Below are 20,954 nucleotides of genomic sequence, written 5' to 3'. Positions count from 1 at the left end.
CTACCGCGGTCAACGCTCAGACGTTCTCCAGTTCCGCCTCCTGAGCGGCCTCGCGCTCGGCTACCAGATTCAAGGCGATGTCGACGATCATGTCCTCCTGGCCGCCGACCAGTCGCCGCTCACCGCAGACGGTGAGGATGTCGCGCACGTCCAGGTCGTAGCGCGCGGCGGCCGCTTCGGCATGCCGCAGGAACGACGAGTAGACGCCGGCGTAGCCGAGGGTGAGCGTCTCGCGATCGACGCGGACCGGGCGGTCCTGCAGCGGCCGCACCAGATCGTCGGCCGCGTCCTGGAGTTGATTCAGGTCGCAGCGGTGCTCGAATCCGAGCAGGTTCGCCACGGCGATAAACGGCTCGATCGGGCAGTTGCCGGCGCCGGCCCCGTGTCCGGCCAGCGAGGCGTCCACACGGTAGATGCCGTTTTCGACCGCAACCACCGAGTTGGCCACCGACAGTGACAGGTTCTCGTGCGCGTGGATACCGATCTGGGTCTTCTGGTCGAGCACGTCCCGGTACGCACGGGCACGCTCGGCGACGTCGTTCATGGTCAGCCGGCCGCCGGAGTCGGTGATGTAGACGCAGTCGGCACCGTAGGACTCCATCAGTTTGGCCTGCTGGGCCAGTGAGGCCGGATCACTCATGTGCGAGAGCATCAGGAAACCGGAGACGTCCATACCGATCTCCTTTGCCGCGCCGATGTGCTGGGCGGAGACATCGGCTTCGGTGCAGTGCGTAGCCACGCGGACCGACCGGACACCCAGGTCGTAGGCCCGCTTGAGTTCCTTGACGGTGCCCACCCCCGGCAGCATGAGGGTGGTCAGCCGCGCCTGCGTGACGGCATCGGCGGCCGCCTCGATCCACTCCCAGTCGCTGTGGGATCCCGGACCGTAATTCACCGTGCCGCCGGAGATGCCGTCGCCGTGGGCCACTTCGATCGCATCCACCCCGGCGGCGTCCAGCGCCGCGACGATGCGGTGGACGTCCTCGGGTGAGATCTGGTGCCGGATGGCGTGCATACCGTCACGCAGGGTGACGTCCTGAACGTAGATGGGGATGCCGCTCATGCCTGTGCCTCCTGGTCGGCGGCGCGTGCCGCGATGCGCTCGGCGACCTGCAGGCCGGCCGACGTCATGATGTCGAGATTGCCCGCGTAGGCGGGCAGATAGTCCGCGGCACCCTCTACTTCGAGGAAGACCGAGACCTGATGGGTCGGAACGGCTTCTTCGCCGTCGGCCAGCAGGGTGTGCACCGGGCTGGAGTCGGCGATCTCGGTGATCTGCACCTTCTGTTTGAGCCGGTAGCCGGGCACATAGGCGGAGACGTCGTCGACCATCTTCTCCACCGACAGCCGGATCTGCTCCTGCGTGTCCAGATCCGGCGCCTGCACCAGCGTGTAGACGGTGTCACGCATCATCAGCGGCGGTTCTGCCGGATTGAGGATGATCACCGCCTTCCCGCGCCGGGCGCCGCCGAGCTGTTCGATCGCCCCTGCGGTGGTCTCGGTGAACTCGTCGATATTGGCACGGGTACCCGGTCCGGCGGATTTCGAGGCGATCGAGGCGACGATCTCGGCGTAGGCCACCGGCACCACCTGCGAGACCGCCGCGACGACCGGAATGGTCGCCTGACCGCCGCAGGTCACCATGTTGACCACCGGCGCATCCAGGTGGTCTTCGAGATTGACCGACGGGACCACATACGGGCCGACCGCCGCCGGAGTCAGGTCGATCAGTCGCTTGCCGTGCGGGGACAGCACCTCGATGTGGTGTTCGTGCGCCTGGGCCGAGGTGGCGTCGAAGACGATGTCGATCTCGTCGAAGTTCGGCAGGGCTACCAGCCCTTCGACACCGTCCGAGGTGGTGGGGATGCCTAGCTCGGCCGCCCGGGCCAGCCCGTCGGAGTCCGGATCGATGCCGACCATCGCGCCCATCTCGACATGCCTGGCGTTCTCGATCACCTTCATCATCAGGTCGGTGCCGATATTGCCCGAGCCGATGATGGCGACCTTCTTCTTGTTAGTCAATGCTGTTCCCTATTCGAATCGGGCGCGGACCGTCCCCAGTCCGCTGATCTGTACGGTCACCTCGTCGCCGGCGGCGATCGGGGCCATGGGGCCCAGCGCGCCGGACAGCACCAGCTGTCCGGCGCGCAGCGGATCCCCGAAGTCGCGGGCCGCCCGGGCCAGCCAGGCAACGGCGTTCAGCGGATCGCCCAGACAGGCCGCACCGGTGCCGGTGGACACCTGCTCGCCGTTGATAGTCATGCTCATCCCCACCTCGACCGGGCTGAACTCCTCGAGGGTCTTGTGCTCGGTGCCCAGCACGTAGACGCCCGAGGAGGCATTGTCGGCGACGGTGTCGGCGAAGGCGATGTCCCAGCCGTCGATACGGCTGTCGCAGACCTCCAGGGCAGCGACCCCATAGCCGACGGCCGCCCGGATCTGTTCCAGGTCGAGGGGCCCGTCGATTAGATCGGCCTTCAGGACGAAGGCCACCTCGGCTTCGGCCTTGGGTTGCAGCAGCCGCTCGATGGGCACGGTCCGCTCGTGCGCATAGGCCATATCGTCGAAGAGCACTCCGAAGTCGGGCTGATCGACCCCCATCTGTTCCTGGACCGCTTTGCTGGTCAAACCGATCTTGCGGCCGACGACGGTGGCGCCGGCGGCGATGCGGCCACCGCTGATGCGTTCTTGGACGCGGTAGGCGGCCGCCAGGTCGGTCGGGCCGATGAGATCGCGCACCGGGGTGCAGGCGGTGCGGGTCTGCAGGGCGGTGAGCAGCCGGGCCGCCGCCTGAGCCTCGGCGATGTCGCTGTCGAGATCGGTGATCATGCCACCATCGTCACCCGCACACTCACCCCTTCGGAAGCAGTTCGTCTCGCTCAGCGATACGCTGACCGGGTGAGCGTCCCTGATACGGTGATCGGCAAGGTGATGGCGATCCTGCATGCCTTCGCCGCCGACGATGCGGATCTGCCGCTGGCCGAATTGGTCCGCCGGACCGGACTGCACAAGGCCACCGCGCACCGGCTCTGCGGCGAGCTCGTCACGGCCCGGCTGCTCGACCGCACCCCCGACGGCTACCGGCTCTCCGGCGGGCTATTCGAGCTGGGTATGCGTGCCTCCGCCGAACGCGGTCTGCTGGAGATCGCCATGCCCTTTCTGCAGGATCTGTACGAACGCAGCCGCGAAAGCGTGCACCTGGGGGTGCTTGACGGCAGCGAGGTGCTCTATCTGACCAAGATCGGCGGGCACCGCCAGGCCAGCGCACCTTCGCGCACCGGCGGCCGGATGCCGTTGCACTGCACCGGGATCGGCAAGGCCCTGCTGGCTCACGGCAGCACCGCCACGCGCGAGCGGGTGCTGGCCGGCCCGCTGCCGCGACGCACTCCGAAGACCATCGCGGCCCCCGGTATCCTGTCCCGCGCGCTGGATACGGTCCGGGAGAAGGGGGTCGCGTTCGAGTTCGAGGAATCCACTCCGGGGATCGCGTGTGTGGCCGCGCCGGTCCTGGATGTGGACTCCAACGAGCTCATTGCGGCGATCAGTGTGACCGGTCCGGTGCACCGCTTCCGTCCGCAGCAGCACGTCGACGCGGTGCGGGCCGCCGCCGCCGGGATCGCCGCGACACTCAACCGCCGCCGCCCGTGAACGTCTCCGCCTGTGAACGTCTCCGCCTGTGAAGGTCTCCGCCTGTGAATCGCCGACCTGTCACACTGGCAGTCATGATTCGAGTGGGACTGACCGGCGGTATCGGCGCCGGAAAATCGACCGTGGCGAAGACCTTCGTAGCGCACGGGGCCTATCACATCGACGCCGACCGCATCGCCCGCGAGGTCGTCGAGCCCGGGACTGAGGGATTGGCCGCGCTGGTGGAGGCCTTCGGCAGCGAGATCCTCGATGACGAAGGTGCTCTCGACCGCGCGGCACTGGCGACTCGCGCGTTCGCCGACGCCCAGAGCACCCAGAAACTGAATTCGATCACCCATCCGCTGATCGGTGCCCGCACCGCAGAGCTGATCGCCGCGGCACCGGCCGACGCGGTGATCCTGCACGACGTCCCGCTGTTGGTCGAGGGCAGTCTGGCACCCCTGTACGACGCGGTGATCGTCGTCCATACCCCCGCCGACCTGCGCTTCGACCGGCTGGTGAATCGGCGCGGCATGGACCCCGCCGATGCCCGCCAGCGCATCGATGCCCAGGCCAGCGACGAGCAGCGCCGGGCCGTCGCCGACATCTGGCTGGACAACTCCGGCACGCCCGAGGAACTCGCCGCACAAGCGCTGACGGTATGGAATGAGCGGATCGTCCCCCTGCGCGATCACCACAGCGCCGGCACCAGCCCCGAGCTGCCGACGATCCCGGTCGAGGTGGATCCGGCGTGGGGTGCGGTCGGTGCCCGCCTGGTGAATCGGCTGTGGGCACTGCTGGGTGCCGGTGCGGTCGCCATCGCCCACGTCGGCCCGACCGCCGACGGCGCCTCCGGTCCGCCGGTGGTCCCGGTGCTCGATCTGGATGTGATCGTCGCCGACGAGGCGGCTGCCCAGGCCGCAGCAGAGGTGTTGTCGGCCAACGGTTTCGCACCTTTGCCCGGTGAATCCGGCCGCGTGCACGTCGCCGCCGATCCGGGCCGTCCGGCCCGGGTACGGATCCTCGTCGACCAGTAGAGTCGCGCCGGTCCGGCGCCGGACGGTCCAGACAGCAAAGACCCCCGATCCTTCTAGGAGGATCGGGGGTCTTGTACTGCTAGCTGCTCAGTGGTGAGTCAGACTCAGTTGCCGCCGGTCAGCTTCTCGCGCAGGGCGGCGAGCTGCTCGTCGCTGGCCAGCGAACCACCGGCCGGCGCGGAACCGCTCGACGACGAGCTCGACGAGCCACCGGACGCACTCTCGCTGGAGCTGGAGTAGTCACCGGCGGCGTCGGCCTCGGCGGCCGCCGCAGCGAACTTCTCCATCTGAGCGGTGTGCATCTTGTGGCGGCGCTCGGCCTCGGCGTAACGGCCTTCCCACTCCTCACGCTGAGCGTCGAAGCCCTCGAGCCATTCGTTGGTCTCGGCGTCGAAGCCCTCCGGGAAGATGTAGTTGCCGGCCTCGTCGTAGCTGTCGGCCATCCCGTACTTCGAGGGATCGAACTCCTCGGTGTAGTCCTCGTTGGCCTGCTTCAGCGACAGCGAGATGCGGCGACGCTCCAGGTCGATGTCGATGACCTTGACCATCGCATCGTCGTTGACGGACACGACCTGGTCGGGCACCTCGACGTGGCGCTCGGCCAGCTCGGAGATGTGCACCAGGCCCTCGATGCCCTCCTCGACGCGGACGAACGCACCGAACGGCACCAGCTTGGTGACCTTGCCCGGCACGATCTGACCGATCGCGTGGGTGCGGGCGAACTGACGCCACGGGTCTTCCTGGGTCGCCTTCAGCGACAGCGAGACGCGCTCGCGGTCCATATCGACGTCCAGGACCTCGACGGTGACCTCGTCGCCCACGGCCACGACCTCGGACGGGTGGTCGATGTGCTTCCAGGACAGCTCCGAGACGTGCACCAGACCGTCGACGCCGCCGAGATCGACGAAGGCGCCGAAGTTGACGATCGAGGACACGACGCCCTTGCGGACCTGGCCCTTGCCGAGCTTGTTGAGGAACTCGCTGCGGACCTCGGACTGGGTCTGCTCGAGCCAGGCGCGACGCGACAGGACCACGTTGTTGCGGTTCTTGTCGAGCTCGATGATCTTGGCCTCGACCTCCTTGCCGATGTACGGCTGCAGGTCGCGGACACGACGCATCTCCACCAGCGACGCCGGGAGGAAGCCGCGCAGGCCGATGTCCAGGATCAGGCCGCCCTTGACGACCTCGATGACGGTGCCCTTGACGGCCTCGTCACGCTCCTTGAGCTCCTCGATAGTGCCCCAGGCACGCTCGTACTGAGCGCGCTTCTTCGACAGGATCAGGCGGCCTTCCTTGTCCTCTTTGGTGAGGACCAGGGCTTCGACCTCGTCGCCGACCGAGACAACCTCGCTCGGATCGACATCGTGCTTGATGGACAGCTCGCGCGAGGGGATGACGCCCTCGGTCTTGTAGCCGATGTCCAGCAGAACCTCGTCGCGATCGACCTTGACGATCGTGCCTTCGACGATGTCGCCATCGTTGAAGTACTTGATCGTGGAGTCGATGGCGGCGAGGAAGTCCTCAGCCGAGCCGATATCGTTGACGGCTACTTGCGGCGAGGTGATCGTAGGGGACGACATGTGTTGAGTTGCTCCGGACAGGTATGTAGTAGTTGACGGGTCCACGGGCACGACCATGCAGGTAGAGCCCGTTTCTCCGATTGATTGAACCGCCGTGCGAACACGGACGGACACGCGCGCGAAGACACGCACCCCACAGGCTACTCTCCCGCGCCTGTACTGCACAAATGACCCTCTGCGTGAGCCCAGCCGCCGGCCGGGGGCACCTAGACTGAGCGTCATGGCTCCGGACTCTCCGCGACCGCCGCGCGTTCTCGGCGATATCGATTCGGCGACCAGCGAATCGGCCAGCCGCTCCTGGTGGGACGGCCAGGCCGACGACTATCAGGCCGAACACGGGTCGTTTCTGGGCAACGATGTGGCCGGCGGCGATTTCGTCTGGGGCCCCGAGCGGCTCCGGGAGGAGGAGGCCGGTCTGCTGGGCGATGTCTCCGGACTCGATGTTCTCGAGATCGGCTGTGGCGCAGCACCGTGCGCCCGCTGGATGACCGCACGCGGAGCCCGCGTGGTCGGCCTGGACGTCTCCGCCGGCATGCTCACCCACGCCGTCGAGGCGATGCGCGCCGACGCCCGTCCGGTACCGCTGGTGCTGGCCGGGGCCGAGCAGCTGCCGTTCGCCGACGCCTCCTTCGATCTGGTGACCTCCGCGTTCGGTGCAGTCCCCTTCGTCGCCGATTCGGCGCAGTTGATGCGCGAGGCGTCTCGGGTCCTGCGCCCCGGTGGACGCTGGGTGTTCGCCACCAACCATCCGATGCGCTGGATGTTTCTGGACGATCCGGGGCCGGAGGGCCTGCTGGTGCAGCTGTCGTACTTCAACCGCACGCCCTATTCGGAGACCGACGCCGACGGAAACGTCACCTACGTGGAGCATCACCGCACGATGGGCGACCGTATCCGGGAGATCGTCGCCGCCGGACTGGTGGTCGAGGATGTGGTCGAGCCGGAGTGGCCCGACGACCTGGACGCCGAGTGGGGACAGTGGTCTCCGCTGCGGGGTGCCCTGTTCCCCGGTACGGCGATCTTCGTGACCCGTAAGCCGGCCGGCGCCGCCTGACGACCGGGTCGCCAACGACGATGAAGAACGCCGGCCTGAGCCTCCTCATTCCCGCGCAGGCGCGCACCCTGGCCGCCGCGCCCTGGACATATCCGGATGTGGGCGCCTCCGCCCGGGACCATCTGCCGGACGGTTATCGCTCGTTGCGCCGCCGAACCGAACTCGGCCGCGGTGACGCCGCCTTCGCGCTCGCACGCGAAGCCTTGCTGACCTGGCAGGTGCAGCTGCGTTCCGGCGTCCGGGTGAGAGCCTCGGCGCCCCGGATCGACACCGGGGTGGTGGCGATCGTGGGGATCGGTCTCGGACCGTTGCAGATCGGCGGACCGGTGCGGGTGGTCATGATCGACGACTCCCCCGCCCATGTGGCGTTCTCCTACGGGACGCTGCCCGGACATCCGGAAGCAGGTGAGGAGCACTTCTCGGTGACCCTCGACGACGCTGGTGCGGTCTGGTTCGCCTTGTCCGGGTTCTCTCGCCCGCACAGCATCGCAGCCCGGGTGGCGGCTCCGGTCGCTGCGCACGTTCAGGACCGCATCACCGAGCGGTACACCCGGTCCCTGCAGGACTGACCCTCGGCACGACTGCCCCTTCGGCAGGACCGAATCTCTACAGGATCGAGACTCTGCCGACGCGCACGGCCGGGTCGGCAGACTTGACCTCCGTTTCCGACCGCCACGGTCGAGAACCGAGCACCAAGTCTTCGCCGCCCGAGTTCACAGCAGCTTCGACAGAAACGCCTGAGTGCGCTCATGCTGCGGATCGGTCAGCATCTCCCGCGGATCGCCCTTCTCCACCACCACCCCGTCGGCCATGAAGACCAGCTGATCGGCGACTTCGCGCGCGAACCCCATCTCGTGGGTCACCACCACCATGGTCATACCGGCCTGAGCCAGATCCTGCATCACTGCCAGAACATCGCCGACCAGTTCCGGATCCAGTGCCGACGTCGGTTCGTCGAAGAGCATCAGCTTCGGTTCCATGGCCAGAGCCCGGGCGATCGCCACTCGCTGCTGCTGGCCGCCGGACAGCTGTGCCGGATAGGCGTCGGCCTTGTTCGCCAGCCCGACCTTGGCCAGCAGCTCCTGCGCTCGCGCCACGGCCTGGTCGCGACTCTGCCCCTTGACCAGCATCGGCGCCTCGATCACATTGGCCAGCACGGTCCGATGCGGGAACAGGTTGAAGTGCTGAAACACCATGCCGATCTCGCGGCGCTGTTTGGCGGCATCGCGCGGGCTCATCTCGTAAAGTCTGCCGCCGCGCTCGCGATAGCCGATCAGCTCTCCGTCGACCCGCAATCGGCCCGCATTGATCTTCTCCAGGTGGTTGACGCAGCGCAGGAAGGTCGACTTCCCCGAGCCGGACGGACCGATCAGGCAGGTCACCTCGCCGGGCTGGACCTGAAGCGAAATCCCCTTGAGCACCGGCAGCGCACCGAAACTCTTGCAGACGCCCTCGGCCTGCACCATCGGCGTCACGCCGGACTGTGCCGTGCTCATCGGCCACCTTCCAGGGTTTCGGCCTGCGCCAGTTCCTCGAGCTGCCGGTCGCTGAGGATGCGACTGGCGCCCTTGGAGTAGTGCTTCTCCAGATAGTGCTGGCCGACCATCAGAATCGAAGTGACCGCCAGGTACCAGGTGGAGGCGACCAGCAGCAGCGGAATGGGCTGGAAGTTGACGCTGGAGATGTCCCGTGACCGGCCGTACAGCTCCAGCGAGAACGGGATCGCCGTGACCAGCGAGGTGGTCTTCAGCATGGAGATCAACTCGTTGCCGGTCGGCGGGATGATCACCCGCATCGCCTGCGGCAGGACGACCCGGCGCATGGTCTGCGACCAGGTCATCCCCAGCGCCACCGACGCCTCGAGTTGGCCCTCGTGCACCGAGGAGATACCGGCCCGGACGATCTCGGCCATGTACGCGGCTTCGTTGAGGCCCAGGCCGATCACCGCGAACAGGAAGGCGGCGTTGATCGCCTGCACATCGAGGTGGAAGAACTGCGGTCCGAACGGGATCCCCAGGTCGATCTGCTTGTAGATGGACCCGAACAGACCCCACAGCACCAACTGGACGTAGACCGGTGTGCCGCGAAAGACCCACAGATAGACCCACGCCACCGCCCGCAGCACGGGATTCGGCGACAGGCGCATCACCGCCAGGAGGACCCCCAGGACCACGCCCAGGAGCATCGCGCAGACGGTCAGCGCCAGGGTCCAGCCGGCTGCTTCGATGATCCGCGTGTCGAACAGGTACCGGCCGTAGGTGGCCCACTTGTATGCCGGATTGGTGGCGGCACCGTAGATCAGCAGACCCACCAGGACGAGGATGATCACCGCTGCGAGCCACTGACCCGGATGGCGCAGCGGTACGGCCTTGATCGATTCCGGCGGCGTCTGCGGCTCCGGCGGCGAGGGGTTCATCGGTCGGCTCCGTTGATCGTCGAGGTCTGGATCATTCCTGCTTCGACTCCCCAGTGTTCGGCGATGGTCCAGTAGTAGCCGTGGTCGATCAGATATTGCACGGCCTGCTGGATGGCCGGCCCGAGCGACGACCCCTTCGGCAACGGAATGCCGTAGGGGGCGGCGTCGTAGACAGGTCCGACCAGCTCCAGGTCTTCGCCGATCTTCGCGGTCTTCTTCACCGCATAGGCACTGACCGGCGAATCGGCCGAGAAAGCGTCGATCTTGCCCAGCAACAGCGCCGTGACCGCCTGATCCTGTTCATCGAACTTCTGCTTGTTGATCGCCGGTCGGCCCGCCGCGACACAGGCGGCGCTCTTGGCCGGGATCTCGTCGGTGTCTTCGACCGTCGTCGACTGCACGCCGACACGCAGTCCGCAGGCGTTGTCCGGGTCGACGTCGTCGCCGGTGCGCTGCACCCACTGCACACCGGCGCGGTAGTAGGTGACGAAGTCGACCTCCTTCTCCCGTTCGACGGTGTCGGTGAACGACGAGATCCCCACGTCGTACGTGCCGGCCTGAATGGCCGGGATGATCTTGTCGAACGCGGCCTCGTAGAACTTCGGGGTCAGCCCCAGAACGGCGGCGATCGCCTCCATCAGGTCGATGTCGAATCCGACGATGGTGCCGGAACCGTCCTTGAACTCGTTGGGCTGATATGGCGGATTGGTACCCACCCGCAGCACGCCGCTGTCGGCGATTGCGACCGGTACCAGGGCCGCGATCTGCGGTTGACGGTCGACGTGGACGGTGATGGGCGCGACATCGAGTGCGGACTCGTCGTTCGTGCACGCCGTCAGCAGCGACAGAGCCACGCCGGTCACCGCCAGCATCGACCAGCTTTTGAGCAGTCTGCTCAGACCGCGCCGTCTCACAGCTGTGTCACCGCCTCTTCCCCGCCGGTGACTGTCGTCACAGGTTGCTAGATGCAAACTACAGCAGAGCACACAGGTACTCGCCGAACTCCCCCGTGCCGGCCGTCCCGCCCAGATCAGCCGTGCGCACTCCCGCCGCCACCGTGGCGGCGATGCCCTCGCGCAGCGCCTGTGCGGCGGCGGCGTACCCGCCGTGGGCCACGGCGGTGCCGTACCAGTCCAGGGCCGAGGCGACCGAGCCGATCATCGCGATGGGGTCGGCCAGGCCGGCGCCGGCGATATCGGGAGCGGCCCCGTGGACCGCCTGAGCCATCACCTGGGTATCCGAGCAGTTGATCGACGACGCCAGCCCCAGGGACCCGGACAGTTCGGCTGCCAGATCCGACAGGATGTCGCCGAACAGGTTCTCGGTCACCAGCACATCGAAGTCCGCGGGCCGCCGGACCAGCAGGGCCGCCATCGCGTCGACGTGCTGCTGCTGCACCGTCACCTCGGGGAACCGCCGGCCGACCTCCAGGCAGACGTCGCGGAACAGTCCGGTGCTCAACCGCAGCACATTGGCCTTGTGCACGATCGTCAGCTGTTGCCGACGGGCCCGGGCCGCGGCGAAGGCGCGTTCGGCGATCCGCTCGCTGGCCTGCCGGGTGATCAGACCGACCGCCAGCGCCACATCCGGCGTCGGCATGAACTCCCCGCTGCCCACCAGCATGTTGCGGTCGGCGTAGAGCCCTTCACTGTTCTCCCGGACGATCAGCAGATCGATGTCCGGGGCCATCGCCTCGACCCCCGGGATCGCCCGGGCAGGGCGCAGATTGGCGTACAAGCCGAAATGTTTACGCAGGACGGCCCCGGGTGCGGGTGCGTCGCGGTGCGGTTGCGGGTAGGCCGCTGAATCATGTGGGCCCACCACCATGACGCGGTAGTCGGCCAGCGCAGCCAGGGTCGAGGAGGGGATCGCCGATCCCTGCGTGTCGATGGCGGCCGATCCGTACGGCAGGTCCTGCCACACCGCTCGGATCCCTTGTGCGGCAAGGGCTTTATCCGCGGCAGCGACGGCCACCGGCACCACCTCGGGGCCGATGCCGTCGCCGTGGAGGACGGCGATCGGGAGGGTATCGGTGGGGGTCATCGTCGTCCTGTCTGGAGTCTTCGGGTCTGGGGTCGGGTGTGAGTCCGTCCCGGGCGACGCACGGTCACCCGGTGCGCTGTTTCGGGTAACACTGTGCGGCGCCGAAGTTGGCGCAGACCCGCTCGGCTTCGGCCAGGCTGTGGGTGGGCCGGACCACCGCATAGCGCGTGCTCAGTCCGACCAGGGAACCGTCGACGATCACCGAGCCGTAATGCTCACCGGCCTTGGCGCGGGCCGTGTCCATTCGGTCGAACGCGCCGAACTGGGCGAAGTACTGTGCCTCATCGATCGGAGGGGGCGGCGGGACATAACCGGGTGCCGACGGATCGGCGCTGACTTCGATGCTGGGCGCCGGAGCCGGATACGTCCGGACCGTCGAAGTCGGTGCCGGCGCCGGGACCACCGAGGAGGGGGTACTCGAGGGCGCGGGTCCCGCCGACGGTTGCCGCTCCGCCGACGCGATCGTGGAGGCCGGAACGACCGGGGGCTCCTGCGGCGCGCTCGCCGCGGCGGCCGATCCGTCGCCGTCATCGGTGAGAACCGCCAGAGCGACCAGCACACCGACGCCGATGACCAGCAGGGTGGCCACCGCCCCGAGGAGGATCGGCAGCAACGACGAGCGCCCCGCGGCCGGTTGCGGGACCACCGCGTACTCGGCGGGATATCCCGCCGGTGGCGGCCCCGGGACTTGTCCGCCGAACGACTGCACCCGCGTCGGCGCGATCGCCGGAACCGGCGGATGCACCGCTGTCGGCGGCTCGTTCTGCCGGGCCGTCGACGCCGTCGACGCCGGCGGCGCACCGCTGCGCAGCGCCGTTGCGGCCGCCGCAGCCAGTTCCCCGGCCGATCGGTACCGCTGCCGTGGATCAGCGGCCAATCCGCGTGCGATCACGGCGTCGAGGCCGCGGGGCAGACCGGGCACCAGCGCACCGGCCGGCCGCGGCGTCGCGGTCACGGCGGCTTTGATCGCGGCGCTGACCGTCGGCGCCGGATACGGAACACCGCCGGTAAGGCACTCGTACAGCACACAGGTCAGTGCGTACACATCGCTTGCCGGACCGGCGGGGTGGCCGTCGAACAGCTCCGGTGCCATGTAGGCGATCGAGCCGATCGCGCTGCCGGCCTGGGTGAGCCGCGTATCGCCGTCGGCGTTGGCGATCCCGAAGTCGACCAGGTACGCGAAGTCCTTGTCACCGACCAGGATGTTCTCCGGTTTGACGTCGCGGTGGGTCAGCCCGCCGGCGTGGGCGGCATCCAGTGCCGCCGCGATCTGTTCGACCACCGCCACCGTCCGCGCCGGTGCGAGCCGATGCTCGCGGTCGAGCAGACCCCGTAGATCACCGCCCTGGACCAGGCGCATGTCGATGAACAGCACTCCGTCGACCTCACCCCAGTCGTGGATCGGAATGACGTGCGGTTCCCCCAGTCGCGCCGCGGTCTGCGACTCGCGACGGAAGCGCTCCCGGTATCCGGGGTCTCCGGCCAGTCCGGGGTTGAGGAGCTTGAGTGCGACGACCCGATCCTTGACCGTGTCGTAGGCGCGGTAGACCTCACCCATCCCGCCGCGACCGAGCAACTCATCCAGGCGGTAGGGACCGAACTGCGTACCGACGCGACTGTGCTGCGACATTTTCTCTCACCGGCCCGTTCAGTGTGCAGCGTCGTCCCAGGATCGGCCGTATCCCACCGACACGTCCAGGGGCACCTTCAACTCGATGGCCGACCCCATCTCCTCGCGGACCAGCGCCTCGACCGCCTCGCGTTCGCCGTCGGCGACCTCCAGGACCAGTTCGTCGTGCACCTGCAGGAGCATGCGCGAGGACAGTTCTTCCGAGTCCAGCCGGCGGGCGACGTTGATCATCGCCACCTTGATGATGTCGGCGGCAGTGCCCTGGATCGGGGCGTTGAGCGCCATCCGCTCGGCTGCCTGACGGCGCTGGAAGTTGTCCGAATTCAGATCGGGAAGGTAGCGGCGGCGACCGAACAGGGTCTGCGTGTACTCCTTGCTGCGCGCCTCGACCACGACTTCGTGCAGATAGTCACGCACCCCGCCGAACCGGTCGAAGTACAGCTCCATCTGTTCGCGGGCTTCTTCTCGGCTGATCCCCAGTTGCGCCGCGAGCCCGAACGCCGACAGTCCGTAGGCCAGGCCGTAACTCATCGCCTTGACCCGCGAGCGCATCTCGGCGTCGACCTGGTCGACCGGCACGCCGAAGGCCCGCGACCCGACGAAGTTGTGCAGGTCCTCCCCGGTGTTGAAGGCCTCGATCAGGCCCGCGTCTTCGGACAGGTGCGCCATGATCCGCATTTCGATCTGCGAGTAGTCGGCCGTCATCAACGTGTCGTAGCCCGCACTGCGGTCCGGGCCGCCGACCACGAAACCGCCGCGGATCTGCCGCCCTGCCTCGGTGCGCACGGGGATGTTCTGCAGATTCGGTTCGGTGGAACTCAGCCGCCCGGTGGCCGCGACCGTCTGATTGAAAGTGGTGTGAATCCGCTGATCGTCGGCCACCGATTTGAGCAGCCCGTCGACGGTGACCTTCAGTCTGGTCGCATCGCGGTGCTCGAGCAGATACTTGAGGAACGGATGCTCGGTCTTCTCATACAGCGAAGCCAACGCATCGGCGTCGGTGGTGTACCCGGTCTTGGTCTTCTTGGTCTTGGGCATGCCGAGCTTGTCGAAGAGCACCACCTGCAACTGCTTGGGCGAGCCCAGGTTCACCTGCTCCCCGATCACCTCGTAGGCGGCCTCGGCCGCCTCCCGCACCCGGCCGGCGAATTCCCGCTCGAGCGCCTGGAAATGCTCCACGTCCACGGCGATACCCGTGGTCTCCAGCCGGGCCAGCACGAAGGCCAGCGGCAGCTCCATATCGCGCAGCAACGGCACCGATTCGATGCGTTCGAGTTCGGTGTCGAGGGTGTCGGCCAGCTCCGCGACCGCCTGTGCCGACAGCATGAGCTGATTGGAGACCGCGGCGGTGTCCTCGTCGCCGTCGAGCAACGACAGCTGGCCGTCGTCGGCCGCGGTATCGGCCTTCAATTCCCGGCGCAGATACCGCAGGGCCAGATCGTCGAGGTTGAACGTGCGCTGTCCGGGGCGCACCAGATACGCCGCCAGCGCGGTATCGGAGGTGACCCCGCGCAGCTGCCAGCCGCGGCCGTGCAGGGCATGGATCGCCCATTTGACCTCATGCACCGCCTTATCGGCGGACTCGTCGGCCAGCCAGTCCCCCAGGGCGGCTTCGTCGTCCGGGTCCATCGTGACCGGATCGAGGTAGGCCGCTTCCCCGTCGGCGGCGGCGATCGCGATTCCCGTCGCCTCGGTGCCGACGACCCGGTGGGCGCCGCTGACCGCCAGTCCGCTGCGTCCGGTGCGGGCGTGTTCGGTGAGCCAGGTGCGGACCTGACCGGCACCCAGCACGGTGCCGGAGACCTCGAAGCCCGATTCGGCCTCGGGTTCGACCGAGCTCAGGGTGGAGAACAGCCGGTCCCGCAGGACTTTGAACTCCAGGTCGTCGAACAGCCGGTGGATGCGGTCACGGTCCCAGGCGTGCAGGGCCAGCTCGTCCGGCCCCGAGGGCAGGTCCATGGTGCGTACCAGTTCGGTGAGGCGACGGTTCATGATCACCGCGGCCAGGTTCTCCCGCAGCGAGTCACCGACCTTGCCGCGCACCTCGTCGGCGCGGTTCACCAGTTCGTCGAACGACCCGTACTCGCGGATCCACTTGGCCGCCGTCTTCTCCCCGACACCGGGAATACCGGGCAGGTTATCGCTGGGGTCGCCGCGCAGGGCGGCGTAATCGGGGTACTGGCCGGGGGTGAGTCCATACTTCTTCTCGACCTCCTCCGGGGTGAAACGGGTCAGCTCCGAGACCCCGCGTTTGGGGTAGAGGACGGTGATGTTGTCGTTGACCAACTGCAGTGCGTCGCGGTCGCCGGTCACCACCAGGACGCGATACCCCTGTTCGTCGGCCCGGGTGGCCAAGGTGGCGATGACATCGTCGGCCTCGTACCCCTCGATCGCCATCACCGGGATACCCATCGCATCCAGCACGTCCTTGGTCAGGTCCACCTGACCGCGGAACTCGTCGGGCGACGAGGAACGCTGCGCCTTGTACTCGGGGAACATCTCCGAACGGAAGGTCTGCCGGGACACGTCGAAGGCGGCGGCGATGTGCGACGGGTCCTCATCGCGCAGCAGATTGATCAGCATCGAGGTGAAGCCGTACACCGCGTTGGTGCTCTGCCCGGTGTTGGTTTTGAAATTCTCCGCCGGCAGGGCGTAGAAGGCCCGATAAGCCAGCGAATGCCCGTCGAGGAGCATCAGCGTGGGGCGCTGATCCTTCTTCTGACGGGACGAGGACTGGGACGACGTCTGCGCGGGGCTCACGCTTCCCGAGTGTAGTGAGGCGCTGCGACAGCGCGGCACTACGGGCGTGGCCGGCCCGAAGGCAGGAACCGGCGACGTCACACCGAGCCGAGCGTCTCCACCACGATCTGCGCGACAGCCTTCATCGTCACGCGCTGGTCCATCGCATTGGTCTGGATCCACCGGAAGGCCTCCGGTTCGGTCAGCGCGCGCTGGTCCATCAGCAGACCTTTGGCCCGCTCGATGAGCTTGCGCGCTTCGAAACGCTCGTTCATCCCGGAGATCTCGTCCTCGAGCGCCGTGAGTTCCCGGAATCGGCTGAGGGCGACCTCGATCGCCGGCGCCAGGTCCGACTGGTTGAACGGTTTCACCAGATACGCCATCGCGCCGGCGTCACGGGCACGTTCGACGAACTCGCGCTGGCTGAACGCGGTCAGCATGACCACCGGCGCCAGCCGCTTGCGGGCGATCTCGCTCGCGGCGTCGATTCCGTCCCGTACCGGCATCTTGATGTCCATGATCACCAGGTCCGGCTGCAGCGATTCGGTGAGATCGACCGCGACCTGCCCGTTGGGAGCCTCGCCGACCACCTCGTACCCCTCGTCGCGCAGCATTTCGCACAGATCCATCCGGATCAGCGAGTCGTCCTCGGCGACGACGACGCGATGGGCGACAGCGGCGGACGGGGTCGGCGTCATCGACTCACTTTCACAAGCATTCGGCATTCGTACAGATGTGTGCCCCGGGCCGGATTCGAACCGGCACCCCTTTCGAGACCGCATTTTGAGTGCGGCGCGTCTGCCTATTTCGCCACCGGGGCCGACTGGTGGTTTCTCGATCGACGGTTGCGTCGTTCGATTATTGCTCAGTGCAGTGTACGGGTCCGCGCGAAACGGCGGGAACGGCCTCCCGCACCGGGCCCGGTCCGCAGGCACGCAAACGAGGCCACGGCCCGCCCTCACCGGCCAGAACCGGCCCGCATTGCCCGGTGACAGCGCCCGCCCGGTGCACCGAGACCTGCATTCCCGCGATATAGACACCTTTCACAGAGTGCGCTAAGTTACGCCACAGTATTTTCTTCGCTTGTTTCACACGCCGACTTTGGGGAGTTGTTCATCACATGCGCACGCGTCTCGGCCGCTCATCGGCCACCACACAGGTTCCACCGGGTTCACCGCGCCGACGGCGGGCACCGCTGCTGCGCACCCTGGCACTGCTGGTCACCGCACTGCTGGTCGCCGCCGGAACGGCCCTGATCCCGCAGACCGCCGCGACCGCCGATGCCGCCGTCTTCGGCGCCCTGGGCGCCAAGTGGACCCGCACCGCCGAAGGCCCCCAGAAATACCCGAATCTGCAGGTGACCCCGGATGTGCCGATCCGGATGAGCGACGGAACGGTGCTGCGCGGCAACCTGATCCGGCCCACCGATGCCCGCGGCCGGGTGGTCGACAAGAAGCTGCCGACCGTGGTCAACATGACGCCTTACACCAAGATGGTCAGCGCACTGGCCGCCGAGGTTCTCAGCTTTCCGGTGCTGGTGCCGCAGTTGATCGCACTGCTCAATGCGATCAACCTGCAGGGCACGGTGTTGTCGGGTTACAACGACCTGGTCGGCTCGCTGAAGAGCGGCTTCGGCGAGAACTTCTCCTATGACACCAAGCTGGTCCGTTCGGGCTACAACATGCTGGTGGTCGACGTGCGCGGCACCGGATTCTCGCAGGGCACCTGGCAGGTCTTCGGCCCGCGTGAGCGCAAGGACACCCTCGAGGTGGTCAACTGGGCCAAGCGCCAGCGCTGGTCGGACGGCAAGATCGGCATGGCCGGTGCATCGTACTCGGCGATCAACCAGCTGCAGGTGGCCTCCGATTCCCCCGGTGCGGTCGATGCGATCTTCCCGGTGGTGCCCGGTGCCGATCTGCTGCGCGATGTGGTGGCGCCCGGCGGCGGTGTGGGCTTCGGATTCCTGTCGGCCTGGCTGGCCATGGTCAACACCACCAAGATGATCCCGAACGTGGCCTCCATGCTCAACGGCACGTTCGACTGGAAATGGCTCGGTGACCGCGCGAAGGATCCCCTGACCTTCATCGACGTGATGCTGCAGGCGCTGACCGTGCAGCATCCCGATCAGGCCAGCGGCAAGACGCGCGACCTGCTGACCGAAGGCACCGCCTACCGCACGTCCCTGAACACCGATCTGGGCAAGATCACCACCCCGACCTTCGCGATCGGCGGCTGGAACGATCTGTTCACCAACTCCGAGGCCCGGCTCCTGACCGATCTCACGCAGCTTCCCGACAGCAAGAAGAAGCTGATCATGGACGACGGCTACCACATCACCACCGGCGCCCAGTTCGGTACGCCGGGCAATCCGCCGAAGATGAACGTCCTGTCGCGGGCCTGGTATGACCGTTGGCTCAAGGGCATCGACAACGGCATCGACCGTTACTCCCCCGCGACGCTGGCCTCCATGCCGCGCGACAACTACCTGCAGGGACAGACCTTCCCGCTGCCCGGCTACACCCATCAGCGCCAGTACCTCAGCGGTCGTCCGTCCGGTTCGGTGCACACTCCGGTCGCCGGCGACGGTTCCCTCTCGTCGGTGACGCCCTCGGCCCGGACCACCCGACTGGTGCAGCCGGGGCTGAGCAACCTGTGCGGGAAGGACGGCGCCCAGGGCGCCGCCGGCATCACCGCCCTGTTCGACTTCTGCGGCCGGGACAACCGGCTCGCCGAGGTCGCGGCCCAGACCTTCACCACCGCCCCGGTGAAGAAGCTCACCCGGATCTCCGGCTGGCCCGGCGTGCATCTGCTGCAGCGCGTGGCGGCCACCGACGGCTACTGGCACGTCACCGTCAACGTGGTCAGCCCCGACGGCCGCAGCCAGGTGATCTCGATGGGTCAGCTGATGGTGTCGCTGCGGGAGGTCGACCGCTCCCGCAGTCAGTTCGCCGCCAACGGCGACCTGGTGGACCCGTTCCTGTTCCTGTCGCTGGACCACTACCGTCCGGTGCGTCCGGGCCAGATCCTGCCGGTCAACATCCCGATGACCCCCACCCAGGCGGCCCTGCACCCGGGCGATCGGCTTCGGATCGACATCTACTCGCTGAACGCGCCCAAGGCGGTGCCGCTCGGCCCGGAGATGTGGGCCAGCAAGTTCGGTCCGCAGTACATCGAGATCGACCCGAAGAATCCCAGCTGGGTGACCGTTCCCGTCGACCGCAAACTCCGCTGATACCCGCCGATCCGGTGGCCGGACCACGGTTGGTCCCGACCACCGGATCGGCGCGACGGCGGATGTCGGCGGATGCCTCAGTCGTCGAGCAAGACGCCCCGCTCGAGGGCGTCACGGGAGACGACGATGCCGGGCGTATCCCCGAGTTCGACCAGATAACCGCCGGTCGCATCGGGCACGCCCTTCTCCTGGAAGGAAGCGAAGCAGGCACCGCTGCCGGCCTCGATGTCTTTGAACCGGTTCAGCGCACTACGGGCCACCAGTTCACCCGAGTTCACCCGATAGATCCGCACCGGTGTCGCCAGTCCGATGGGGCGTCCGTCCAGGGCCTGTTTGGTCGCGCAATCGACCTGCACCACCCCGACGGCGGTGAACGTGTTCCGGTTGGTTGCGCCCATGATCAACACCAGCACGGTGAGCACGGCCAGCAACAGGGTCACCAGTACGCTGACCGCCCACACCCAGCCGTGTGCGTGACGCCGCCACCGCACCGGCGGGACGTAGGGTCCCGGCGGCTGGAAGTACTGCAACTGCGGCCCCCACCCGAGGTTGCCGGGAGCACCCGATACCGGGCTCGCCGCGGGTGTATCGGCGATCGGTGCACCGGTCGGCACCCACTCGTCGGCGTCCTCCGGCCGCTCGGCCGCAGGCGTGTTCTCCGGCGTACTCATTCGCGGGGCGGGAAGTATTTGATCAGCGCTTCCTGCACCACCGATGTCGCCAGAGTTCCGTCGCGCATGAAGAACCGTCCCGAACCGATGCCGCGCGAACCCGCGGCGACCGGCGATTCGGTCGCGTACAGCAGCCAGTCGTCGAACCGGAACTCGCGGTGAAACCACATCGAATGGTTCACGGTCGCCGCGAACAGCCGGTCCATCCCCCACGACAGCCCGTGGGTGGTGATGATCGAGTCGAGCACCGTGGTGTCCGAGGCGTACGCCATCGCCGCCACGTGCACCAGCGGATCGTCGGGCAGTTGCCCATCGGTCTTCATCCAGACCCGATTGTGGGTCAGGGTCTCGCCCGCGTCCTTCATCTTCCAGGTGGGATCATTGGCGAACCGGATGTCGATCGGGTGCAGCGCGTTGACGAACAGCGCGATCTGGTCTTCGTACCCTTTGAAATGCTCGCCCAGGGGCGGAAGCTCCTCCGGGTAGGGCACCAGCGGAATCTCGACCGCATGCTCGAGTCCGGCGTTGTTGTCCTGGAATGCGACCAGCATGGTGAAGATCTCCTCACCGTCCTGGATCGCAGTGACCTGCCGGTTCGCGAAGGCCTTCCCGTCCCGGAACCGCTGGACGTGGTATTCCATCGGCTTGTTCACATCGCCGCCGCGGATGAAGTGGGCATGGAGCGCATGCACCGGCGGATTGCCGCGAGTCAGCGTGCGGCCGGCGGCCACCACGCCCTGCCCGAGCAGCTGTCCGCCGAAGGTGCGGGCCGTCTTCTGCTCCGGGTGCTGACCGATGAACAGGTCGTCGTCGACCTGCTCGATATCGAGCAGTTCGATGAGCTTGTCCAGATCTCCGGCAGCCGCAGGGCCACCGGGGTCCGGCCGGGACGCCCGATGCATCGGGTCGTTGAGGTTGCGGGTCA

18 protein-coding genes and 1 tRNA gene are annotated in these 20,954 nt (G+C 67.4%); 5 read left to right on the top strand and 14 right to left on the bottom strand.

What is annotated here, in order from left to right; translation table 11 throughout:
- Positions 1–16: 16 nt before the first annotated feature.
- Genes dmpG through GOHSU_RS00670 form a run of 3 tightly spaced genes read right to left on the bottom strand, consistent with a single transcriptional unit; the run spans position 17 to position 2,829 of the window.
- Positions 17–1,063, bottom strand: a complete 1,047-nt coding sequence (dmpG, locus tag GOHSU_RS00680) for a 4-hydroxy-2-oxovalerate aldolase (protein ID WP_005935243.1) — start codon at positions 1,061–1,063, stop codon at positions 17–19.
- A complete protein-coding gene (locus tag GOHSU_RS00675) occupies positions 1,060–2,022 on the bottom strand; it encodes an acetaldehyde dehydrogenase (acetylating) (RefSeq protein ID WP_005935241.1) in 963 nt (320 codons plus the stop codon). Before GOHSU_RS00675 ends, dmpG begins: the two co-directional genes overlap by 4 nt.
- Positions 2,023–2,031: 9 nt before the next feature.
- Positions 2,032–2,829: a 2-keto-4-pentenoate hydratase gene (locus GOHSU_RS00670; RefSeq protein WP_005935239.1), complete on the bottom strand. Its 798-nt coding sequence runs from the start codon at positions 2,827–2,829 to the stop codon at positions 2,032–2,034.
- Between the two features lie 102 nt (positions 2,830–2,931).
- On the opposite strand from GOHSU_RS00670, the gene GOHSU_RS00665 reads away from it, so the two are divergent.
- Together GOHSU_RS00665 and coaE are read left to right on the top strand one after the other, a co-directional pair.
- Positions 2,932–3,648 (top strand): IclR family transcriptional regulator, encoded by a 717-nt coding sequence (locus GOHSU_RS00665; protein ID WP_035739766.1) that lies wholly within the window; start codon positions 2,932–2,934, stop codon positions 3,646–3,648.
- Positions 3,649–3,722: 74 nt separating this feature from the next.
- Positions 3,723–4,664 (top strand): dephospho-CoA kinase, encoded by a 942-nt coding sequence (gene coaE / locus GOHSU_RS00660; protein WP_024332668.1) that lies wholly within the window; start codon positions 3,723–3,725, stop codon positions 4,662–4,664.
- A gap of 104 nt (positions 4,665–4,768) precedes the next feature.
- On the opposite strand, the gene rpsA is transcribed toward coaE, so the two are convergent.
- Entirely contained in the window at positions 4,769–6,244 is a 1,476-nt protein-coding gene (rpsA, locus tag GOHSU_RS00655; protein ID WP_005935233.1) for a 30S ribosomal protein S1, read from the bottom strand.
- 220 nt (positions 6,245–6,464) lie between these two features.
- On the opposite strand from rpsA, the gene GOHSU_RS00650 reads away from it, so the two are divergent.
- Positions 6,465–7,298 carry a class I SAM-dependent methyltransferase gene (locus tag GOHSU_RS00650; RefSeq protein WP_005935231.1) on the top strand — a complete coding sequence of 278 codons (834 nt, stop codon included), beginning with the start codon at positions 6,465–6,467 and terminating at the stop codon, positions 7,296–7,298.
- Positions 7,299–7,318: 20 nt separating this feature from the next.
- The gene (locus tag GOHSU_RS00645) at positions 7,319–7,867 is read left to right on the top strand and encodes a DUF1990 domain-containing protein (protein ID WP_005935228.1); all 549 of its coding nucleotides are present in this window, start codon (positions 7,319–7,321) and stop codon (positions 7,865–7,867) included.
- 144 nt (positions 7,868–8,011) lie between these two features.
- Here GOHSU_RS00645 and GOHSU_RS00640 read toward each other — a convergent pair whose 3' ends face one another.
- The 8 genes from GOHSU_RS00640 to GOHSU_RS00605 all read right to left on the bottom strand — a co-directional run bounded on the left by GOHSU_RS00640 (position 8,012) and on the right by GOHSU_RS00605 (position 16,946).
- The gene (locus tag GOHSU_RS00640; protein ID WP_035739761.1) at positions 8,012–8,764 is read right to left on the bottom strand and encodes an amino acid ABC transporter ATP-binding protein; all 753 of its coding nucleotides are present in this window, start codon (positions 8,762–8,764) and stop codon (positions 8,012–8,014) included.
- A gap of 26 nt (positions 8,765–8,790) precedes the next feature.
- Complete coding sequence (locus GOHSU_RS00635) at positions 8,791–9,714, bottom strand: amino acid ABC transporter permease (RefSeq protein ID WP_005935224.1); 924 nt, start codon at positions 9,712–9,714, stop codon at positions 8,791–8,793.
- Entirely contained in the window at positions 9,711–10,586 is an 876-nt protein-coding gene (locus GOHSU_RS00630) for an ABC transporter substrate-binding protein (RefSeq protein ID WP_005935222.1), read from the bottom strand. Before GOHSU_RS00630 ends, GOHSU_RS00635 begins: the two co-directional genes overlap by 4 nt.
- 100 nt (positions 10,587–10,686) lie before the next feature.
- Positions 10,687–11,757: an isocitrate/isopropylmalate dehydrogenase family protein gene (locus GOHSU_RS00625; RefSeq protein ID WP_005935220.1), complete on the bottom strand. Its 1,071-nt coding sequence runs from the start codon at positions 11,755–11,757 to the stop codon at positions 10,687–10,689.
- 64 nt (positions 11,758–11,821) lie between these two features.
- Positions 11,822–13,387 (bottom strand): serine/threonine-protein kinase, encoded by a 1,566-nt coding sequence (locus GOHSU_RS00620; protein WP_005935217.1) that lies wholly within the window; start codon positions 13,385–13,387, stop codon positions 11,822–11,824.
- An 18-nt stretch (positions 13,388–13,405) separates the two neighbouring features.
- Complete coding sequence (polA, locus tag GOHSU_RS00615) at positions 13,406–16,147, bottom strand: DNA polymerase I (protein ID WP_005935215.1); 2,742 nt, start codon at positions 16,145–16,147, stop codon at positions 13,406–13,408.
- A 77-nt stretch (positions 16,148–16,224) separates the two neighbouring features.
- Positions 16,225–16,824 carry an ANTAR domain-containing response regulator gene (locus tag GOHSU_RS00610; RefSeq protein ID WP_155820843.1) on the bottom strand — a complete coding sequence of 200 codons (600 nt, stop codon included), beginning with the start codon at positions 16,822–16,824 and terminating at the stop codon, positions 16,225–16,227.
- Between the two features lie 40 nt (positions 16,825–16,864).
- Positions 16,865–16,946, bottom strand: a tRNA-Leu gene (locus GOHSU_RS00605).
- A 300-nt stretch (positions 16,947–17,246) separates the two neighbouring features.
- Here GOHSU_RS00605 and GOHSU_RS00600 point away from each other — a divergent pair.
- Positions 17,247–19,358 (top strand): CocE/NonD family hydrolase, encoded by a 2,112-nt coding sequence (locus tag GOHSU_RS00600; protein ID WP_005935211.1) that lies wholly within the window; start codon positions 17,247–17,249, stop codon positions 19,356–19,358.
- Positions 19,359–19,435: 77 nt separating this feature from the next.
- On the opposite strand, the gene GOHSU_RS00595 is transcribed toward GOHSU_RS00600, so the two are convergent.
- Positions 19,436–20,029 carry a hypothetical protein gene (locus GOHSU_RS00595; protein ID WP_005935209.1) on the bottom strand — a complete coding sequence of 198 codons (594 nt, stop codon included), beginning with the start codon at positions 20,027–20,029 and terminating at the stop codon, positions 19,436–19,438.
- Positions 20,026–20,931 carry an acyl-CoA thioesterase gene (locus tag GOHSU_RS00590; RefSeq protein WP_051139498.1) on the bottom strand — a complete coding sequence of 302 codons (906 nt, stop codon included), beginning with the start codon at positions 20,929–20,931 and terminating at the stop codon, positions 20,026–20,028. The genes GOHSU_RS00595 and GOHSU_RS00590 overlap by 4 nt, the downstream gene beginning before the upstream one ends.
- Between the last annotated feature and the right edge of the window lie 23 nt (positions 20,932–20,954).

The sequence above is a fragment of the Gordonia hirsuta DSM 44140 = NBRC 16056 genome (assembly GCF_000333015.1).
Classification (GTDB): Bacteria; Actinomycetota; Actinomycetes; order Mycobacteriales; family Mycobacteriaceae; genus Gordonia; species Gordonia hirsuta.
The sequence above is the reverse complement of the archived record's forward strand: the minus strand, read 5'-3'. Positions and strand labels throughout refer to the sequence as shown.

What these genes read in the sequence shown, in the direction of transcription:
- GOHSU_RS00650 (WP_005935231.1), top strand. Translation starts at nt 6,465, where the DNA reads ATGGCTCCGGACTCTCCGCGACCGCCGCGCGTTCTCGGCGATATCGAT.
- GOHSU_RS00595 (WP_005935209.1), bottom strand. Translation starts at nt 20,029, where the DNA reads ATGAGTACGCCGGAGAACACGCCTGCGGCCGAGCGGCCGGAGGACGCC.
- rpsA (WP_005935233.1), bottom strand. Translation starts at nt 6,244, where the DNA reads ATGTCGTCCCCTACGATCACCTCGCCGCAAGTAGCCGTCAACGATATC.
- GOHSU_RS00620 (WP_005935217.1), bottom strand. Translation starts at nt 13,387, where the DNA reads ATGTCGCAGCACAGTCGCGTCGGTACGCAGTTCGGTCCCTACCGCCTG.
- GOHSU_RS00670 (WP_005935239.1), bottom strand. Translation starts at nt 2,829, where the DNA reads ATGATCACCGATCTCGACAGCGACATCGCCGAGGCTCAGGCGGCGGCC.
- GOHSU_RS00665 (WP_035739766.1), top strand. Translation starts at nt 2,932, where the DNA reads ATGGCGATCCTGCATGCCTTCGCCGCCGACGATGCGGATCTGCCGCTG.
- coaE (WP_024332668.1), top strand. Translation starts at nt 3,723, where the DNA reads ATGATTCGAGTGGGACTGACCGGCGGTATCGGCGCCGGAAAATCGACC.
- GOHSU_RS00625 (WP_005935220.1), bottom strand. Translation starts at nt 11,757, where the DNA reads ATGACCCCCACCGATACCCTCCCGATCGCCGTCCTCCACGGCGACGGC.
- dmpG (WP_005935243.1), bottom strand. Translation starts at nt 1,063, where the DNA reads ATGAGCGGCATCCCCATCTACGTTCAGGACGTCACCCTGCGTGACGGT.
- GOHSU_RS00640 (WP_035739761.1), bottom strand. Translation starts at nt 8,764, where the DNA reads ATGGTGCAGGCCGAGGGCGTCTGCAAGAGTTTCGGTGCGCTGCCGGTG.
- GOHSU_RS00600 (WP_005935211.1), top strand. Translation starts at nt 17,247, where the DNA reads ATGCGCACGCGTCTCGGCCGCTCATCGGCCACCACACAGGTTCCACCG.
- GOHSU_RS00610 (WP_155820843.1), bottom strand. Translation starts at nt 16,824, where the DNA reads ATGACGCCGACCCCGTCCGCCGCTGTCGCCCATCGCGTCGTCGTCGCC.
- GOHSU_RS00590 (WP_051139498.1), bottom strand. Translation starts at nt 20,931, where the DNA reads ATGCATCGGGCGTCCCGGCCGGACCCCGGTGGCCCTGCGGCTGCCGGA.
- GOHSU_RS00645 (WP_005935228.1), top strand. Translation starts at nt 7,319, where the DNA reads ATGAAGAACGCCGGCCTGAGCCTCCTCATTCCCGCGCAGGCGCGCACC.
- GOHSU_RS00635 (WP_005935224.1), bottom strand. Translation starts at nt 9,714, where the DNA reads ATGAACCCCTCGCCGCCGGAGCCGCAGACGCCGCCGGAATCGATCAAG.
- GOHSU_RS00630 (WP_005935222.1), bottom strand. Translation starts at nt 10,586, where the DNA reads ATGCTGGCGGTGACCGGCGTGGCTCTGTCGCTGCTGACGGCGTGCACG.